A 17667-nucleotide genomic window follows, 5' to 3' on the forward strand; every position below is an offset into this window, starting at 1 on the left:
GCGGCGCGAAGTCCGCTGGGCCGCTCAGCATCTAGTAATGTCGCCACATCGGCGCATGTAAAGCGCCCACACGGGCCTTCGCAGGCGTTTCGTTTTCCGCGGCGCTTCGATTACCCTGACGCGGGACACCAAGGTACGCACGCGCCGCCAGCGCCGCTACCGCAAGTCTCAGCCGTTTCGCACAGGCATGGTCCGTGCATCGTCAATAGCATTCGCCCGCTCGGCCGGGTCAGCACGCTTATCCAATATCGATCGACATGGACGCCATCCGCAACAAGCCCCGCTCCTCTTCCGCCACCGCCGACGCGCCCTCGCGCGCCGGTTTCGTCCGCGTGCGCGGCGCCCGTGAACACAACCTCAAGAATATCGACGTCGAGATTCCACGCGACGCCCTCGTCGTCTTCACCGGCGTCTCCGGTTCGGGCAAATCGTCGCTCGCATTCGGCACGCTCTACGCCGAAGCGCAGCGGCGCTACTTCGAATCGGTCGCACCGTACGCACGCCGCCTGATCGAGCAGGTCGGCGTGCCCGAAGTCGATGCGATCGAAGGTCTGCCGCCCGCGGTGGCTCTACAGCAACAGCGTGGCACGCCGAGCGTGCGTTCGTCGGTGGGCAGTGTGACCACGCTATCCAGCCTCGTGCGCATGCTCTACTCTCGTACCGGCGCCTATTCCCAAAAGCAACCGATGCTGTTCGCCGAGGACTTCTCGCCGAACACGGTGCAGGGCGCGTGTCCCACTTGTCACGGGCTCGGGCGGGTTTATGAGGTCACCGAGAAATCGATGGTGCCCGACGACTCGCTCACCATCCGCGAACGCGCAATCGCCGCATGGCCGCCCGCGTGGCACGGACAGAATCTGCGCGACATCCTCGTGACGCTCGGCTACGACGTCGACACACCGTGGCGCGACCTGCCGAAGAAAGATCGCGACTGGATTCTCTTCACCGACGAACAACCCACTGCGCCCGTCTACGCCGGCCTTACGCCGAAGGAAACGCGCGCCGCGCTCAAACGCAAGGCCGAACCCAGCTATCAGGGGACCTTCACCGGCGCGCGCCGCTATGTGCTGCACACCTTCGCGAATACCCAGAGCGCGCTGATGAAAAAGCGCGTGTCGCAATATATGGTGGGCAGCGAATGTTCGAGCTGTCATGGCAAGCGCCTCAAGAAAGAAGCGCTTTCGGTGACGTTCGCAGGGCTCGATATCGGTGAATTCTCGCAACTGCCGCTCGCACGGCTCGCGGCAATCCTCGATCCCATCGCACGCGGCGAATGGCCGGATCAGGACGCCACGAACGCCGGCGACAACAAGGCGCTCAGCAAGCGGGCGATGCGCGACGCGACAGCGCAACGGGTCGCCGCAGGCGGATCGGCGCACAAAGCCGCGCCCGATGTGCGACGCACGCCGAATCTTTCCGAAGAGAAGCGCGTCGCCGCGCAACGGATTGCAGCCGAACTGCTGGAGCGACTGACCACGCTGATCGACCTGGGGCTCGGCTATCTGGCGCTGGAGCGCAGCACGCCGACGCTGTCATCGGGTGAACTGCAACGCTTGCGCCTGGCGACACAGCTGTCATCGCAACTATTCGGCGTCGTGTATGTACTCGATGAACCGTCCGCCGGCCTGCATCCTGCCGACGGCGAAGCGCTCTTCACCGCACTGCAAGGACTGAAGGCGGCAGGCAATTCGCTGTTTGTCGTCGAACATGATCTGCAGATGATGCGGCGCGCGGACTGGCTGGTCGATGTCGGCCCGGCGGCCGGCGAGGCAGGCGGTCATGTGGTCTATAGCGGTCCGCCGGCCGGACTTGCCGAGATCGAGGCGTCGCAGACGCGCCGGCAGCTGTTCGCGCCGCCCGCGCCCGTCCAACGCACGGCGCGCAAACCTGCTGGCTGGCTTCGGCTCGCCAATATCACACGCAACAATCTGCACGGGCTTGACGCTGCGTTTCCGCTTGGCTGCTTTACGACCGTCACGGGCGTGTCGGGCTCAGGCAAATCGAGCCTCGTGAGCCAGGCGTTGCCGGAACTCGTGGCAACCCGCCTGGGACGGGTCATCGAAGGCCCGGACGAGGATGAGCAGGACCCGCTGCTCACCAGTGCGACGGTGCCGACCAGCGGTCATATCGTCGATGGCATGGACGCGCTGCGGCGGCTCGTGCGCGTCGATCAAAAGCCGATCGGGCGCACGCCGCGCTCCAACCTGGCGACCTATACAGGCCTGTTCGACCACGTGCGCAAGCTTTTCGCCGACACGCCACTGGCGCGCAAGCGTCGCTACAGCACCGGCCGCTTTTCGTTCAATGTCGCGCAAGGCCGCTGTCCGACCTGCGAAGGCGAAGGCTTCGTCAGCGTCGAACTGCTGTTTCTGCCGAGCGTCTATGCGCCTTGCTCGACCTGCCACGGCACCCGCTACAACACGCAGACGCTGGAAATCACGTGGCGCGATAAAAACATTGCCGAAGTACTCGACCTGACCGTTGACGCGGCCTGTGATTTCTTCGCCGACGAAGCCCATGTCATGCGCGCGCTGAATGTATTGCGCGACATCGGCCTCGGTTATCTGAGGCTCGGTCAGCCGGCCACTGAATTGTCCGGCGGCGAAGCGCAGCGCATCAAGCTCGCCACCGAACTGCAGCGCGCGCAGCGCGGCGACACGCTGTACATCCTCGACGAACCCACCACCGGCCTGCACCCCGCCGACGTGGACCGGCTACTGGTGCAACTCCAGGGACTCGTCGACGCGGGCAACACAGTGGTGGTGGTCGAACACGACATGCGGGTGGCCGCGCAAAGCGACTGAGTGATCGACGTCGGCCCGGGCGCGGGCGACGCCGGCGGCACGATCGTGGCAAGCGGCACGCCGGAAAAGGTGGCGCGCGCCAGAGACAGCCGCACTGCCGCTTATCTGCGGCCACGCCTCATGGCTTGAACACGACCGGAACGTGCATTAGCGAGTGCTTAAAAGCGTGCGTCTTATAGGCGCCATGTTCCGAATGGAACGTGGCGCCTGCTTATTTATGCAAGAAGCCTTAAAAAGTATTCTTGCTCGTCAACGAATTCGCGGAATCGTTCGTTAACGAAGAGATTAGGGGCTGATTGAGCGAACTGAATGGATCAGCAATTAACGAACGTTCGGACACAGAAGAAGAAAATCCGGCCAAATGCGGCAGCGCACAAAAAATAACACCAATTGTTCATACCAACCCGAATCAACGGGTGGAACCGTGACGCACGAAGTTAATCCGTGGAACGCTTACGGAGCAAGGCTGGGAAAGATGCGGCGGGGAGTATGGAACTGATTGATTGGCGGTAACAAAAACACCGTGCGCGCAGTCAACCGGTAAATTCTATTCAAAGAATTCAATCGCGGGTCGCATTGTGCCGATAAAGCAACAGAGAACAGGTAAGGCGCGTCGGGCACTGGTGTAAAACGGGGACCGAGGCAGATAATCGGTTTGTAAAGGAGAGTGATCATGGATGCCAAACCACCGAAGATTCCGACCCCGGATAAAGTCTTTTGCCCGGATCCGGAACCCGCTGGCGTCGAGTTTCTGGGTGCAGAACTGCCTGAGCACGTTCGCGCCTTTTTCGACGAACAACGCAAGTCGTGCGAAACGAAGTAATTTTGCAGTGGCGCGATGCAGCATCGGCGACCGCGCGATCGGCGCACGGTGTGTGTCGCATCGCGTCTGAACAGCCATTCAGCGTCCAGTTTGCGATGCGGGTGATGGCTGCCTGATCGTAGGGCGCGGGGTTCCCCCGGCCCGCGTAGGTCCGTGCGCGCCTGTCGCCTACGCCTACATATCCGAGACGCGCGTCTTTATCTGTCAGCGCGCCCAGTTGCTCCCCGCATCGTCTATTCTTCTGGTTTTTCTTCCACGGCCGCCCGGCTCGTTCCTTCACTCATGAATCTTTCGTACCGCCTCGGCACGTCCTGCGCGCTCGCGCTATTCGCCGCACTTGCGTTTGCCCCCGCCTCTGCCATCGCCGATGGGGACGACACGGCGCTTACCAGTCTGATCGCGCTCGCCTCGCAACGCCTCGCCTTGGCGGAGCCTGTGGCGCGCTGGAAGTGGGCCAACCATCGAGCGATCACTGACACGCCGCGCGAAAATGCGCTACTCGCCGACGTCGAGAAGCGCGCTGTCGCGGCAAACGTCGACCCGGCATTTGCGCGTGCCTTCTTTCAGGATCAGATCGACGCCAGCAAGGACGTGCAGAATGCGCTCTTTGCCAACTGGCGCAGCACGCGGCCGCCTGAAGGGCCGGCACCCGATCTGGCCAGCAGCACGAGACCGCAACTGGACCAGCTGACGCAGTCACTGGTGGCCGCACTGGCTCGGGTCCAGCCGCTGCGCACGGCGCCGGACTGTCCGTCGCGCGTTGCGCAATCGCTTGCTAACTGGAAATCGCTGACCCGGTACGACTCCGCCCGTTCGAGCGCGCTGACGCGAGCTCTCGGTCATGTGTGCGAATCGGGCGGCGTCGGCGCGACGGGCTAATTGAAGCTGTTGCACTCGCCTGGCTTGCAATCGCTAGGCGAGGCTCGGCGCCCCCTGCGGCACGGACGTGCCGGGTGTCACGCTCAAGGGCATCACGCGCAAGCCGCGCGCAAGATGACTCTGCAGGATGCGATAGGTGGATAGTTCGAACGGCCCAGCCGCGCTGGCCGCGTGCAGCGTCGCCGCCTGCACGAGCGACGGCGCATGGCCGATATAGCGCCACCGGTCGACCACATGAAAAGCCCGCGCAAGCGACGCTTCTTCGCGCTCTTCAAAAACAATCGGCCCCTCGAACGGCCAGGGCGCATCCGCGGGATCGCTCTTTGTTACGCGCGGCACCCGGTTATGCCCGGGACGCAGTGTCGAGATCCACTGCGCCTCCGCGAGCATGGCACCCAACTCGCCGCCCGTGGCTCGCCACTCGACACGCCGCACCTGTTGCGCGAGCCGCATGTCCTTCGACGAACGCCGCTCGCCCGTCAAATGCGCCCGCAACCGTTGGCGCACGCGCACGCTTCGCCCGACATACAGCGGCAAATCCGCTTCGCCATAAAATGCATAGACGCCGCAGCCAGCCGGCGCGGTATCGAGCAGATCTTCAGTGATGTCGCCGGCAAGCCGGTAGCGTCGCGTCGTGCGCTCGATCTGCGCGCGTAAGACATCCAGCGGCACAAGGCCGTGCAGCCGCTGCCAGAACTGCCAGATCAGATCGGCGTCGGCCAGCGCGCGGTGGCGATCTGACGGCACGAGCCCATGGCGTTCGACCAGCGCGTCGAGCCCATGACGCTTTTCCGCCGGAAACAACGCGCGCGACAGACGTACCGTGCACAGCACGTCCGGGTCGAACGCAAGCCCGGCGCGGCGAAATTCGCCACGCAAAAACCCGCGATCGAAACTGGCGTTGTGCGCGACGAACAACTTGCCGTTCAGGCGCTCCAATAGCGCCGGCGCGATCGCATCGAAGGTCGGTGCGCCGCGTACCATCGCATTGGTAATGCCGGTAAGTTGCTGGATAAACGACGGGATGGACTGCTGCGGGTCGACAAGGCTGCTCCAGCGCGATACGCCGGCCGGCCCTACTTCGACCACGCCGACTTCGGTAATGCGGTGCTCGCTGGTCGAGCCGCCCGTGGTTTCAAGGTCGACGAATACGATCGGCACATCGAGGGCCGGTTCCGGCAGAAGCTGTTCAGACATGGAAGAGATACTTTGGACGTGTGGCTTTGCGGCAAGTATGCACCAGTTGGCGGCCGCGTAGCCGGACAGCATGGCATTGTGGTGGCTGTTGCTGGCGAAAATGACCGGACGGTCATGTGCGCGGAGCGCCGGACATAAGGCGGCAAACTACTCTGTTCTTATACTGATCGATCTGAAACTCCCCGAGATACCTTCTCGTTTCTTTGCGTTTTTCAGATTCGCGCGAACTGGATAGTTAATAGCACACGCCTTATCAACAAACAGCCATTAAAAAAGCCCTCGTGTCTGACGAGGGCTTTCTTCTCTACGCCTTGGTGCCCGGCGGCATGCGCCGGACAGATCAGCACGATTTACAGCGGCTGAATGTTGGCCGCTTGCTTGCCCTTCGGGCCCGCCTTGACGTCAAAGGAGACGCGCTGATTTTCCTTCAGCGACTTGAACCCTTCGCTGCGAATCTCCGAAAAGTGCGCGAACAGATCGTCGCCACCCGAATCCGATGTGATGAAGCCAAAACCTTTAGCATCGTTGAACCATTTGACGATACCAGTTTCCATATTCCAGTTTCCCTCGATGTTTTATCAAAATCGGGCAATGCCCTCACGCCGAATCCCGCAGCCAAATGCACCTGAAGCACCTGAATCGGATATTTCTGACAGCCTCTGCGCGATCAGGTCTGGCGATTGAAATTCAGCATTGCCGTTATACGGGGAACGACGAAATGCCGTCAAGTAAATTTTCCATATTCGCTTAGCTCACTGCGCGATAAACGGACAACTAGTCAAGTTAAACTCGGCGCAGAATTTTCAGTAAAAGGAGAAAAATCGATATGTCATTCTTACCGCTTAATTGACGACATGCTAAATGGCGGGAAAAATTTCAACACCGTTTCGGCAATATGTAACAAAGAATGATTTTAGTAAGTGTTTGTCCGAGTTGTTGCGCTGCAATCATGGCCGCATGATGGAAATTGATAGCAAAGTAGTTATGCGTATCAGGAGACCGCCATGCTGTTCAATGAATTGCGCCGCCTCGTCACCTGGCTCACCCAATCGCCCGCAAAGACGGCGACCGATCAATCCGCAGTGGTCGACGAATCATCCTCTGCGCTGGAGTTCGATCCTGATCCGGTGTGGCACGGCGATCACTGGCAAAACCTGCTGTCGTCACCGATGGACGCACGCCGCTATGTGATGGAAGACTGGAGTGTCTCCGTCACGTCTGACTGGACAGCAACCGACCTGACCGCGCACGCGCACTAACTCAGTAGTCGCCAGGCGAAAAAAAAGCGCGACTGGAAAGTCGCGCCGACAAAGGTTTGGAGATCTTCTTCGTCAACGAAAAAGTCTGCTTCGGAAAGCAGAACTTGCAGTATAGCGGTTGCGCCAATTTCGATTATTCTCACTATCGACAATCATCTGTTGCAATAGCGACAACAATCACTTTAATACGCTTTATTACGTTGTTTTTCCGCATCGAATACTGTCGCAAATGAGCAACGTGATTCGGCTGGCCTATCTTCTTTCCTCACCGTATATCGCCGCAAGCCTTTATCAGCAAGGCTTTAACGGCATTCGACTATCGTTTCTGATTACGTAATACTTTATTGCGAAAATCGGAATGCCTATTTGTCGCAGCCCCTCTCTACACTCTGCCTAACCGGAAACCGGTGCGCCTGGAACACGGCGCGCTTCTCACGTGGATTTCGCCTCTCGCAGCGCCGCGTGAAGGTCTCCTTAAGCCTGGGTTCAACACCCACTCTCGCTCTCGGAGTTACAAGATGAAAAAGACACTCATGGTCGCGGCCCTCACGGGCGTTTTTGCCACGGCGGCACATGCCCAAAGCAGCGTTACGCTGTACGGTTTGATCGACGCCGGCATCACCTACACGAATAACCAGCACGGCCACAGCAACTGGCAAGAAACGAGCGGCTCGGTCAACGGCAGCCGTTGGGGCCTGCGCGGCGCTGAAGATCTGGGTGGCGGTCTCAAGGCCATCTTCACGTTGGAAAACGGCTTCGGCATCAATGACGGCACGCTGAAGCAAGGCGGCCGTGAATTTGGCCGTCAAGCCTTCGTCGGCCTGACGAGCGACCAGTTCGGCGCCGTGACCCTGGGCCGTCAATACGACAGCATGGTCGACTACGTCGGCCCGCTGGCACTGACCGGCACACAGTACGGCGGCACGCAGTTCGCGCACCCGTTCGATAACGACAACCTGAACAACTCGTTCCGCGTCAACAACTCGGTCAAGTACCAGAGCGTGAACTACGGCGGCTTCAAGTTCGGCGGCATGTACGGCTTCTCGAATCAGGCTGACGGCTTCGCCAACAACCGTGCTTACAGCGCAGGCGCATCGTATAACTGGGGCGGCCTCAACGTCGCCGCGGCTTACCTGCAACTGAACAGCAACGGCGCGACCGGCGCGGCTGCGGCGTTCAACTCGGGTGGCGCAGTGTCGAGCGACAACACGTTCTTCGCTGGCCGTCAGCAAACGTGGGGCGCAGGCGCGAACTACGCGTTCGGTCCGGCAACCGTCGGCCTCGTGTACTCGCAAACGAACCTGTCGGGTCTGGCAGGTATCGGTGCAGGCGCATCGGGTCAAACGGGCGGTATCGCGTTCGGCGGCAGCAGCGCTCACTTCCAGAACTTCGAAGCGAATGCTCGTTATGCGCTGACGCCGGCAGTGAGCGTCGCAGGTTCGTACACGTACACGCGTGCGAGCCTGGCCGGCACGCGTCCGCACTGGAACCAGTTCAACCTGCAAACCGCGTACGCGCTGTCCAAGCGTACGGACGTGTACCTGCAAGGCGAATACCAGCAAATCAACGAAAACGCCATCGTCGACGCAGACATCAACGGTCTGGGCGCTTCGGGCAACAACAAGCAAGTGGCGGTGACCGCAGGTCTGCGCCACCGCTTCTAAAGCGGCCGCATCACCCGCAGTCCCGAAAGGCGCCGTTCGCGGCGCCTTTTTTGCTTTCTGAGGATGAAAGCAGGTACCCGGAGAGAGCCACATGCTTGGCTGCTCCGATCGGCAGATCTAGCCGCCTGTGTCCGGTGGAGGATACTTAACGTCCAGTATGTCGATCGACTGCGGACCGGCGGGCGTGTGCAGCGTCACCGTATCGCCGATCTTCGCCTTGAGCAGCGCGCGTGCGATCGGCGAGATCCAGCTGACGCAACCGATATCCAGATCGACCTCATCGACGCCGACAATCGTCACGGTATGCACTTCGCCGTCTTCCGTCGCATATTCGACGCTTGCGCCGAAAAAAACCTGATCGACGTTTTCCTGCTTGCTGCTGTCGACCACTTCCGCCAGATCGAGGCGCTTGGTCAGAAAGCGGATGCGCCGGTCGATTTCGCGCAAACGGCGTTTGCCGTAGATATAGTCGCCGTTTTCCGAGCGATCGCCATTCGACGCCGCCCAGGACACAAGTTTGACCACCTCCGGCCGCTCGTTGTCGATCAGATGCAGCAGTTCGTCGCGCATGCGCCGGTAGCCGGCGGGCGTGATGTAGTTTTTCGTACCCGCGGGGACATCGGGCTGGGCGACGTCGAGGTCGTCGTCGTTTTCTTCACTCGACTCTTTGACAAATGCCTTGTTCATGATGGTCCATTGGCTGCAGCAAGCGACTGCCTATCAAGGGTACACGATCAGGGCAATGAGACAAATCGCAGTTACACGCTTCCCTTTTTTGAAACCTTTGCTATAATCTCGTTTCTGCGTGCGGCTGTAGCTCAGTTGGATAGAGTACTTGGCTACGAACCAAGGGGTCGTGGGTTCGAATCCTGCCAGCCGCACCACTTATTCGAGGGCCTCCCTCCGGGGAGGCCCTTACGTTTTACCCGGATTTATTGCAGTATCATTGCACCACCTGTTTAGCGTGCGGCTGTAGCTCAGTTGGATAGAGTACTTGGCTACGAACCAAGGGGTCGTGGGTTCGAATCCTGCCAGCCGCACCATCTATGAGGGGCCTTCCGATCGGAAGGCCCTTTGTTTTTGGTCAACCGCTTCCGCCCTTGCGCCATCGATACCGCGCCACCGCGACGCCTATCGCGGCGGCGACTGGATGTCGCCAATCTGCCCGCCGGGCCTCGGCATGTCATCAAACGACCCGCCCGTTGTCTGGTCACCGATCGGCTTCGCGCGCGTCCCATCCAGCGCCTGCGGCTGACGCAACACCTCTTCCACGCTATCGCCGAAACGGCTTTGAACAAACGCCCGGAGCAACGCGACCTGCAAAGAGTCCCCTCGCCCCTCCACCGTGCGATGTCCACCCTCAAAATCCGCCACGCAGTGAGCCGCGCCGTGATGGGTCCGCTCACGCACTTCCAGCCGCTGAGCGCGCTCCAGCACTGCCGCCGCCGCTTCCCATGACGTAGAGGGCATGAACCGGCCGTCCCACGGGCGGCCACGGTCGTTACCGCGGATCGAGACCGTCTCGCCGCTATCGGTAAAGTGGATTTCGCGCACGAAGTCGTGCAGGCTGCGGGCGACCCAGTAGTCGAGCGCCACGCCAGTGAGGTCAGCTACGTTCATAAGCGTTCTCCCTGAAGTTCAGGTGAGACTCTCAGGTCGCGAGGGCGTTCAGATTCGGACGGTGGGGTGAGTCGTCAAACGCGGCCTGAGGCAGCTCGATGCACCTCGAGGCGCCTCAAACAGCCATCAGGATTAGTAATCCGCCCGTTCGCGATCGATCCGCATGCCGCCGTCGTGGCGGTGATGCCCTTCCTCGCTCGGCCGCTCGCGGGCAATGCGCATCACGTCCGGATTGGTGCGCACACGCCGCATGACATTGGCAAGGTGGACGCGGTCGCTGACCTGAATAACGAAACGCAGCACCGTGGATTCCTGCGACAGGTCTTCGTCCATCGCGATGTGGACGATGTTGGCGTCCGCCGATGTGATGTCAGCCGCGACGCGGGCAAATACGCCCTTGGTGTTCTTGACCAGCACCTTCACCGCGACATCGAACAGGCGTCCCGGCTGCGGCGCCCACGCGACGTCGATCCAGCGACCCGGATCGCGCCGATGAATACGCTGGGCGACGCGGCAATCCGTGGTGTGAATCGCCATGCCGAGGCCAATCCCGATGTAGCCCATGATGTCGTCGCCCGGAATTGGGCGGCAGCACGCGGACAACTGCACCGACATGCCCTCGGTGCCGGTAATCACCACCGGCGGCGCATGCGAGGCTGTACCGTCGCGCGAGCCGTCGTCGTCAGCGTCGCGGCCGCTCATCAGGACCTCGATGCGCTTGGCCATGACCGCCGCGACACGCCGGCCCAAGCCGATGTCCGCGAAAATTTCCTGACGGTTCTTGTTGCCCGTCCATTGCACCAGCTTTTCCCATGCTTCCGGCGTGACGTCCGAGAGCGCCAGCCCATAACCCTTGAGCGCCTGATCGACGAGGCGTTCGCCGAGCTGCACGGACTCGTTCAGACGCATCGTCTTCAGATAGTGGCGAATGGCCGAGCGTGCCTTGCCGGTGCGCACAAACCCCAGCCACGCCGGATTCGGCTTTGAATACGGCGCCGTGATGACTTCGACGATATCGCCGCTCTTCAGCTCTGTGCGCAGCGGCAGCAGTTCATTGTTGATCTTCACCGCGACACACTGGTTGCCCAGGTCGCTGTGGATCGAATACGCGAAGTCGAGTGCGGTCGCGCCGCGCGGCAGCGCCATGATCTTCGACTTCGGCGTGAACACGTAGACCGCGTCCGGGAACAGGTCGATCTTGACGTGCTCGAGGAATTCGCTCGAATCGCCGGCTTCGCTCTGGATGTCGAGCAACGACTTCAGCCACTGATGCGCGCGCTTCTGCACGTCGTTCAGATCCGCGCCGCCGTTCTTGTACAACCAGTGCGCGGCCACCCCTGCTTCGGCGATCTCGTGCATTTTGCGCGTGCGCACCTGGAACTCGATCGGCGCACCGAACGGGCCGACCAGCGTGGTGTGCAGCGACTGATAGCCGTTCACCTTCGGGATGGCGATGTAATCCTTGAATTTGCCCGGCACCGGCTTGTAGAGCGCATGCAGCGCCCCGATGCAGGTGTAGCACTCCAGCGCGCTCTCAACCACGACGCGAAAACCATACACGTCGAGCACCTGGGAGAACGACAACTGCTTGTCGCGCATCTTCTTGTAGATACTGAAGATGGTTTTCTCGCGGCCGGTGACTTCGGCGTCGAGCTTCGCGTCGGCAATCGCGCGCTGCACCGACTCCAGAATCTTGCCGACCACCTCGCGCCGGTTGCCCCGCGCAGCCTTGACGGCTTTTTCGAGCGTGGCGTAGCGGTGCGGATTGAAATTCGCGAAGCTCAGATCCTGCAGCTCGCGATAGGTATTGTTCAGGCCAAGCCGATGCGCGATCGGCGCGTAGATATCCAGCGTTTCGCGGGCCACGCGGCGGCGCTTTTCGTGCGGCACCGCGCCGAGCGTGCGCATGTTGTGCAGCCGGTCGGCGAGCTTCACCAGAATCACGCGGACGTCGCGCGCCATTGCCAGCAGCATCTTGCGGAAGTTTTCCGCCTGCGCTTCCTCGCGATTGCGAAACTCCATCTTGTCCAGCTTCGACAAGCCGTCCACCAGTTCCGCGACCTTGGCGCCGAAGCGCTCGGCGAGTTCGGCCTTGGTCACGCCCTGGTCTTCCATCACGTCATGCAGCAGCGCCGCCATGATCGACTGGGCGTCGAGATTCCAGCCCGCGCAGATTTCCGCGACGGCGACAGGATGCGTGATGTAGGGCTCGCCACTCTGGCGATACTGGCCAAGGTGGGCTTCGTCGCTGAAATGGAACGCCGCCTTGATGTCCTTGATCTCTTCTGGCTGCAAATAGCCGGATAAGGCGGACGTCAGCTTGGCGATCGAAACGACGTCATGCCGGCGCGGTTGCTCCGGCGTGGCGGTCGGCCCGAACAGATGGCGAAACGACTGTTCGAGGACCGCGTCGATGTACTTGCGTGCAGACGAGGGCGAGTCGGCGTCGTGTTCCACTTCCGTTGCGGTGGGCGGGGTAGCACTCATTTTCGCCTCCGTAGCGGTTAGGGTTGGACGCCGGCCTGTACGTTGATGCAATTACGCGTGGCAAATAAGTGTGACAAACGCGTGTGGCAAATGCGCAATCGAAAACGGAACAGTGCGCCTTAAACCGGCACCTTCTTCAGCATTTCGACGCCAACCTGGCCGGCTGCGATTTCGCGCAGTGCGACGACGGTGGGCTTGTCGCGGCTTTCGATCTTTGGCGTGTGGCCTTGAGCGAGCTGACGCGCGCGATAGGTTGCGGCAAGCGCGAGTTCGAAACGGTTCGGAATCTGTTTGAGGCAGTCTTCGACGGTAATGCGGGCCATGTTGGGTTCCTTCTTGCAAGAAAACTGGGCCGCCCCAAGTTTTCTTGTCCCCCTCGGGGGGCCTGGCGCGAAGCGACAGGTCTGGGGGCGTTAATTGATGTTCCTTATTCTACCTTATGTGCTCGACACACCGCCGCGCTCACGCGTGTGGCAGGTGAATGCCGAGCTGCACGAAAAGCTGCGTGTGGCGCGCGTATTGCGATGCGAAGCGCGAACGCGTCGCGGCCACGAGGCATTGCAGCTCGCCAAGCGCGCGATCGAAGTTCTCGTTGATCACGACGTACTCCGCTTCCGCCGCGTGCGCCATTTCGCTGCCGGCCGCGAGCAGACGCCGCGTGATCACGTTCGGCTCGTCCTGACCGCGCTTTTTCAGACGCTCTTCGAGCGCATCCAGCGACGGCGGCAGGATGAAAATTTCGACCGCGTTATGAAACTGCTTCTTCACCTGTTGCGCGCCCTGCCAGTCGATTTCGAGCAGCACGTCATGGCCCATTTTCATCTGCTCTTCGATCCACAGGCGCGAAGTCGCATAGTAGTTGCCATGCACTTCCGCGCTTTCGAGGAACTCGCCGGCCGCGTGACGCGTGAGGAAATCGTCGACCGTCGTGAAATGGTAATGCTCGCCGTCCTGCTCTTTCGGACGCGGCGGGCGCGTGGTGTACGAAATCGACAGACGGATCGCGTCGTCGCCGGCGAGCAGCGCGTTCACGAGCGTCGACTTACCCGCGCCCGAAGGCGCGACCACCATGAACAGATTGCCGGGGTACGCACCGGCGTAGGGGTTGCGTGGTGCGCTGTGTTCGCGTGTGTGGTCGGTCATGTTCGTGTTGCTCCAGCTTTATTCCAGATTTTGTACTTGCTCGCGCATCTGTTCGATGAGCAGCTTCAAGGTCATCGACGAATCGGCCAGTTCCTTCGCCGCCGCTTTCGAACCCAGCGTGTTCGCTTCGCGATTCAGTTCCTGCATCATGAAGTCGAGCCGCTTGCCGACCTTGCCGCCCTTCTGGATCACGTGACGCGTTTCGTTCAGGTGAGCCGTGAGGCGCGACAGCTCTTCGGCGATGTCGATACGGATACCGTACATCGTGACTTCCTGGCGAATCCGTTCGTTGATTTCCTCGCGCGAAACGATCGTTACAGCCGTATCGGGCGCGGCGATGCCGAGCGCTTCCTGCAGACGCTCGACGATCTTCTGCTGATGCCTCGCGATCAGTTCCGGCACGAGCGGCGTGATTTTCGTCACGATCGCTTCCATCTCCGTGACGTTGGCGAGCAGCATGGCGGCAAGTTGCGCGCCTTCGCGGCCACGCACGTCGATCAGATCCGTGATCGCCTGCTTGCCGCACGCGAGCACCGCGTCGCGCAGCACCTCGGGCGCCACGCCGCTTTCGGCCAGCACGCCAGGCCAGCGCAGAATTTCGCCGGTGCGCAGACGCTCCGCTTCAGGGAAAGTGGACAGCACGCTGCGTTCAAGCAAGGCGAGCTGCGTGAGCGCGTCATGACTGATCGAACCGGCGTTGGCGGACTGTTCGCTACGCTGCAGATTGATACGGATATCGACCTTGCCGCGCGAGAGCTTGTTCATCAGCATTTCGCGCAGCGTCGGCTCGCATACGCGCACGTCTTCCGGCATGCGGAAGTTCAGGTCGAGAAAGCGCGAGTTCACGGTGCGCAGTTCGACCGAGACGCTCACACCACCCGTGCCCGAGGCCGCGACGAGTTCGCGCGTGGCGCTCGCATAGCCAGTCATGCTGTAGATCATGGTATTTCTCGAGAGTGTGGCCATGCATATGGCGATGGCCGGAGAGTCGAATCGCCCGGCGTGTACGAGACGCGGGGCGGGGAATCCGCATTATCCCATTTTTGGCACGAGAGCCGCCCCGTGAACACCGGACGGCACACGCGCACAGCCGTCGCGCGGCCAGGTCGCGCCGCGCGATAGACACTATTAGGCGGTAAAATCGCGCTTTCCCTTCCGCTTTTCTTCCACACCGATCCCAACATGACCAACGACACTCAACGCCCCAGCGGCCGCCAGGCCAACCAGCTGCGCGACGTGCGCATCACGCGGCACTACACGAAGCATGCGGAGGGCTCGGTGCTGGTCGAGTTCGGCGACACCAAAGTCATCTGCACGGCCAGCATCGCCGAGTCCGTGCCGTCGTTCCTGCGCGACCGCGGCCAGGGCTGGCTGACCGCCGAATACGGCATGCTGCCGCGCGCCACGCACACCCGCAGCGACCGCGAAGCCGCGCGCGGCAAGCAAACCGGCCGCACCCAGGAAATCCAGCGTCTGATCGGCCGGGCGCTGCGTTCGGTGTTCGATCTGGAGAAGCTCGGCGCGCGCACGCTGCATATCGATTGCGACGTCATCCAGGCCGATGGCGGCACGCGCACGGCCAGCATCACCGGCGCTTTCGTCGCCGCGCATGACGCCGTGGCGAAGCTGCTGGCCACCGGCCGCATCGAAAGCTCGCCGATCACCGATTACGTCGCGGCGATTTCGGTCGGCGTGTACGACGGCCTGCCGGTGCTCGATCTCGACTACGACGAAGATTCGCAATGCGACACCGACATGAACGTGGTGATGACGGGCGCGGGCGGCTTCGTCGAAATCCAGGGCACCGCCGAAGGCGTGCCGTTCTCGCGCGACGAAATGAACTCGCTGCTGGACCTCGCAAGCGACGGCATCAATACGCTGATCGCGAAACAGAAAGCAGCGTTGGAGCACAAGGGTGAGTGAAGTGAGTCAACGCGGCGGCGCTGTGTCCGGCGCGCCGCTGAAGAAAGTCGTGCTGGCGTCGAACAACGCGGGCAAGCTGCGCGAGTTCGCGGCGCTGCTCGGCGCCGCCGGCATCGAGTTGATCCCGCAAGGCGAGCTGAACGTGCCCGAGGCGGAAGAGCCGCACCCTACCTTCGTCGAAAACGCGCTGACCAAGGCGCGTCACGCGGCGAAGCTCACCGGCCTGCCCGCGCTCGCCGACGACTCCGGCTTATGCGTGCGGGCATTGCGCGGCGCGCCGGGCGTTTATTCGGCGCGTTACGCGCAGCTTGCCGGCGGCGAGAAAAGCGACGCGGCGAACAACGCACGCCTCGTTTCCGCGCTGCAGGGCGAAGCCGATCGCCGCGCGTATTACTACTGCGTGCTGGCACTCGTGCGTCACGCCGACGATCCCGAACCGCTGATCGCCGAAGGACGCTGGCAAGGTGAAATGCTCGATACGCCGCGCGGCAAGCATGGCTTCGGCTACGACCCGTACTTCTTTTTGCCTTCGCTGAACGCCAGCGCGGCGGAGCTCGAACCGGCTGTGAAGAACGCCAGCAGCCATCGCGCGATCGCATTGCGGCAACTGCTCGCCCGTCTGACGGAGGAAGCATGATTCCGATCAAGCCGGCCGCTGCCGATATCGGCAGCGGCGTCATCAAGGCCTTTACGTCGCCGGGCAGCATTCGTCTCACGTCGTTGCCGCCGCTCGCGTTGTACGTCCACTTTCCGTGGTGCGTGCGCAAGTGTCCGTACTGCGATTTCAACTCGCACGAATGGAACGGCGACACCTTCCCGGAAACCGACTACCTGGACGCCCTGCGCGCCGATCTCGAGCTGGCGCTGCCGCTCGTGTGGGGCCGCCAGGTACATACGGTGTTTATCGGCGGCGGCACGCCCAGCCTGCTGTCGGCGGCAGGACTCGACCGCATGCTGTCCGACGTGCGCGCGCTGCTGCCGCTCGACGCGGACGCGGAAATTACACTCGAAGCCAATCCCGGCACTTTCGAAGCCGCCAAGTTCGCGCAGTTTCGCGCGAGCGGCGTGAATCGTTTGTCGGTAGGCATTCAAAGTTTCAATGAGGCGCATCTGAAGGCGCTCGGCCGGATTCACGATTCGGCGCAAGCACGCCACGCGGTCGAGGTGGCGGCCAGCACATTCGACAACTTCAACCTCGACCTGATGTTCGCGCTGCCGCAGCAGACGCTCGCGGAATGTCAGGCCGACATTGAAACCGCGCTGTCCTACGCGCCGCCGCATTTGTCGCTGTATCACCTGACGCTCGAGCCGAACACGTTGTTTGCGAAGTTCCCGCCTGCACTACCGGACGACGATGCATCCGCCGATATGCAGGACTGGATTCACGAGCGCACAACGGCGGCCGGTTATGGTCGTTACGAAGTCTCCGCCTACGCGCAACCGCATCGGCAGAGCAAGCACAATCTTAACTACTGGCGTTTCGGCGACTACCTTGGCATCGGCGCCGGCGCGCATACCAAGCTGTCGTTTCCGAACCGCGTGCTGCGTCAGGCGCGTTACAAGCATCCCACCACCTTCATTGAGCAGGCGAAGGCCGGTACAGCGGTGCAGGAAGAACACGAAGTCGGACCGCGCGATCTGCCGTTCGAGTTCATGCTGAACGCGCTGCGGCTGGTGGAAGGGTTTCCAGTGCACCGCTTCATCGAGCGCACGGGGTTGTCGATGACCTCGATCGAGCCGGCTTTGCAGGAAGCAGAACGGCGCAAGCTGATCACCCGCGATCACGAAAAGATCGCGCCGACGCCACTCGGCCAGGCGTTCCTGAACGATCTGCAAGGGCTGTTTCTGAAAGATCCGCAGTGATTGCT

General features: G+C 61.6%; 16 protein-coding genes, 2 tRNA genes and 1 pseudogene. 11 read left to right on the forward strand and 8 right to left on the reverse strand.

The genetic code is table 11. The features are described from left to right. Positions 1–257 precede the first annotated feature (257 nt). The 4 genes and pseudogenes from PQR27_RS16365 (at position 258) to PQR27_RS16380 (ending at position 4506) form a co-directional block, all read left to right on the forward strand. Positions 258–2933 (forward strand): annotated as a pseudogene (locus PQR27_RS16365) (ATP-binding cassette domain-containing protein). Positions 2934–3100: 167 nt separating this feature from the next. Then, positions 3101–3232, forward strand: a complete 132-nt coding sequence (locus tag PQR27_RS16370; RefSeq protein ID WP_408524627.1) for a hypothetical protein — start codon at positions 3101–3103, stop codon at positions 3230–3232. A 245-nt stretch (positions 3233–3477) separates the two neighbouring features. Next, positions 3478–3627: a hypothetical protein gene (locus PQR27_RS16375; protein ID WP_408524628.1), complete on the forward strand. Its 150-nt coding sequence runs from the start codon at positions 3478–3480 to the stop codon at positions 3625–3627. A gap of 282 nt (positions 3628–3909) precedes the next feature. Further along, the gene (locus PQR27_RS16380) at positions 3910–4506 is read left to right on the forward strand and encodes a chorismate mutase (RefSeq protein ID WP_408524629.1); all 597 of its coding nucleotides are present in this window, start codon (positions 3910–3912) and stop codon (positions 4504–4506) included. A gap of 33 nt (positions 4507–4539) precedes the next feature. Here PQR27_RS16380 and PQR27_RS16385 read toward each other — a convergent pair whose 3' ends face one another. Further along, positions 4540–5703, reverse strand: coding sequence for an exonuclease domain-containing protein (locus tag PQR27_RS16385; protein ID WP_408524630.1), 1164 nt, complete (start codon positions 5701–5703; stop codon positions 4540–4542). A gap of 350 nt (positions 5704–6053) precedes the next feature. Next, positions 6054–6257, reverse strand: a complete 204-nt coding sequence (locus PQR27_RS16390) for a cold-shock protein (RefSeq protein ID WP_408495345.1) — start codon at positions 6255–6257, stop codon at positions 6054–6056. Positions 6258–6707: 450 nt separating this feature from the next. On the opposite strand from PQR27_RS16390, the gene PQR27_RS16395 reads away from it, so the two are divergent. Further along, positions 6708–6962, forward strand: coding sequence for a hypothetical protein (locus tag PQR27_RS16395; RefSeq protein WP_408524631.1), 255 nt, complete (start codon positions 6708–6710; stop codon positions 6960–6962). A gap of 518 nt (positions 6963–7480) precedes the next feature. Next, complete coding sequence (locus PQR27_RS16400) at positions 7481–8626, forward strand: porin (RefSeq protein WP_408524632.1); 1146 nt, start codon at positions 7481–7483, stop codon at positions 8624–8626. Positions 8627–8743: 117 nt separating this feature from the next. On the opposite strand, the gene greB is transcribed toward PQR27_RS16400, so the two are convergent. After that, complete coding sequence (greB, locus tag PQR27_RS16405; RefSeq protein WP_408524633.1) at positions 8744–9313, reverse strand: transcription elongation factor GreB; 570 nt, start codon at positions 9311–9313, stop codon at positions 8744–8746. 120 nt (positions 9314–9433) lie between these two features. On the opposite strand from greB, the gene PQR27_RS16410 reads away from it, so the two are divergent. Together PQR27_RS16410 and PQR27_RS16415 are read left to right on the forward strand one after the other, a co-directional pair. Further along, positions 9434–9510: transfer RNA gene (locus PQR27_RS16410), tRNA-Arg, on the forward strand. An 82-nt stretch (positions 9511–9592) separates the two neighbouring features. Then, a tRNA-Arg gene (locus PQR27_RS16415) sits at positions 9593–9669 on the forward strand. An 88-nt stretch (positions 9670–9757) separates the two neighbouring features. On the opposite strand, the gene PQR27_RS16420 is transcribed toward PQR27_RS16415, so the two are convergent. The 5 genes from PQR27_RS16420 to PQR27_RS16440 all read right to left on the reverse strand — a co-directional run bounded on the left by PQR27_RS16420 (position 9758) and on the right by PQR27_RS16440 (position 14818). Next, positions 9758–10246 carry a phage protein NinX family protein gene (locus tag PQR27_RS16420; protein WP_408524634.1) on the reverse strand — a complete coding sequence of 163 codons (489 nt, stop codon included), beginning with the start codon at positions 10244–10246 and terminating at the stop codon, positions 9758–9760. 132 nt (positions 10247–10378) lie between these two features. Further along, complete coding sequence (locus PQR27_RS16425; RefSeq protein ID WP_408524635.1) at positions 10379–12733, reverse strand: RelA/SpoT family protein; 2355 nt, start codon at positions 12731–12733, stop codon at positions 10379–10381. 119 nt (positions 12734–12852) lie between these two features. After that, positions 12853–13056, reverse strand: a complete 204-nt coding sequence (gene rpoZ / locus PQR27_RS16430) for a DNA-directed RNA polymerase subunit omega (protein WP_006025620.1) — start codon at positions 13054–13056, stop codon at positions 12853–12855. A 139-nt stretch (positions 13057–13195) separates the two neighbouring features. Beyond that, complete coding sequence (gene gmk, locus PQR27_RS16435; protein WP_408524636.1) at positions 13196–13876, reverse strand: guanylate kinase; 681 nt, start codon at positions 13874–13876, stop codon at positions 13196–13198. 18 nt (positions 13877–13894) lie between these two features. Next, on the reverse strand, positions 13895–14818 hold the full coding sequence (locus PQR27_RS16440) for a YicC/YloC family endoribonuclease (protein ID WP_408524637.1): 924 nt from the start codon (positions 14816–14818) through the stop codon (positions 13895–13897). Between the two features lie 240 nt (positions 14819–15058). Between PQR27_RS16440 and rph the strand changes: the two genes are divergently transcribed. The 3 genes from rph to hemW are packed head-to-tail and all read left to right on the forward strand — an operon-like array spanning position 15059 to position 17662. After that, complete coding sequence (rph, locus tag PQR27_RS16445) at positions 15059–15799, forward strand: ribonuclease PH (protein ID WP_408524638.1); 741 nt, start codon at positions 15059–15061, stop codon at positions 15797–15799. Continuing rightward, positions 15792–16436 (forward strand): RdgB/HAM1 family non-canonical purine NTP pyrophosphatase, encoded by a 645-nt coding sequence (gene rdgB / locus PQR27_RS16450; RefSeq protein ID WP_408524639.1) that lies wholly within the window; start codon positions 15792–15794, stop codon positions 16434–16436. The genes rph and rdgB overlap by 8 nt, the downstream gene beginning before the upstream one ends. Further along, the gene (gene hemW, locus PQR27_RS16455) at positions 16433–17662 is read left to right on the forward strand and encodes a radical SAM family heme chaperone HemW (protein WP_408524640.1); all 1230 of its coding nucleotides are present in this window, start codon (positions 16433–16435) and stop codon (positions 17660–17662) included. Before rdgB ends, hemW begins: the two co-directional genes overlap by 4 nt. Positions 17663–17667 lie beyond the last annotated feature (5 nt).

The sequence above is a fragment of the Paraburkholderia fungorum genome (assembly GCF_046027215.1).
Classification (GTDB): Bacteria; Pseudomonadota; Gammaproteobacteria; order Burkholderiales; family Burkholderiaceae; genus Paraburkholderia; species Paraburkholderia fungorum_D.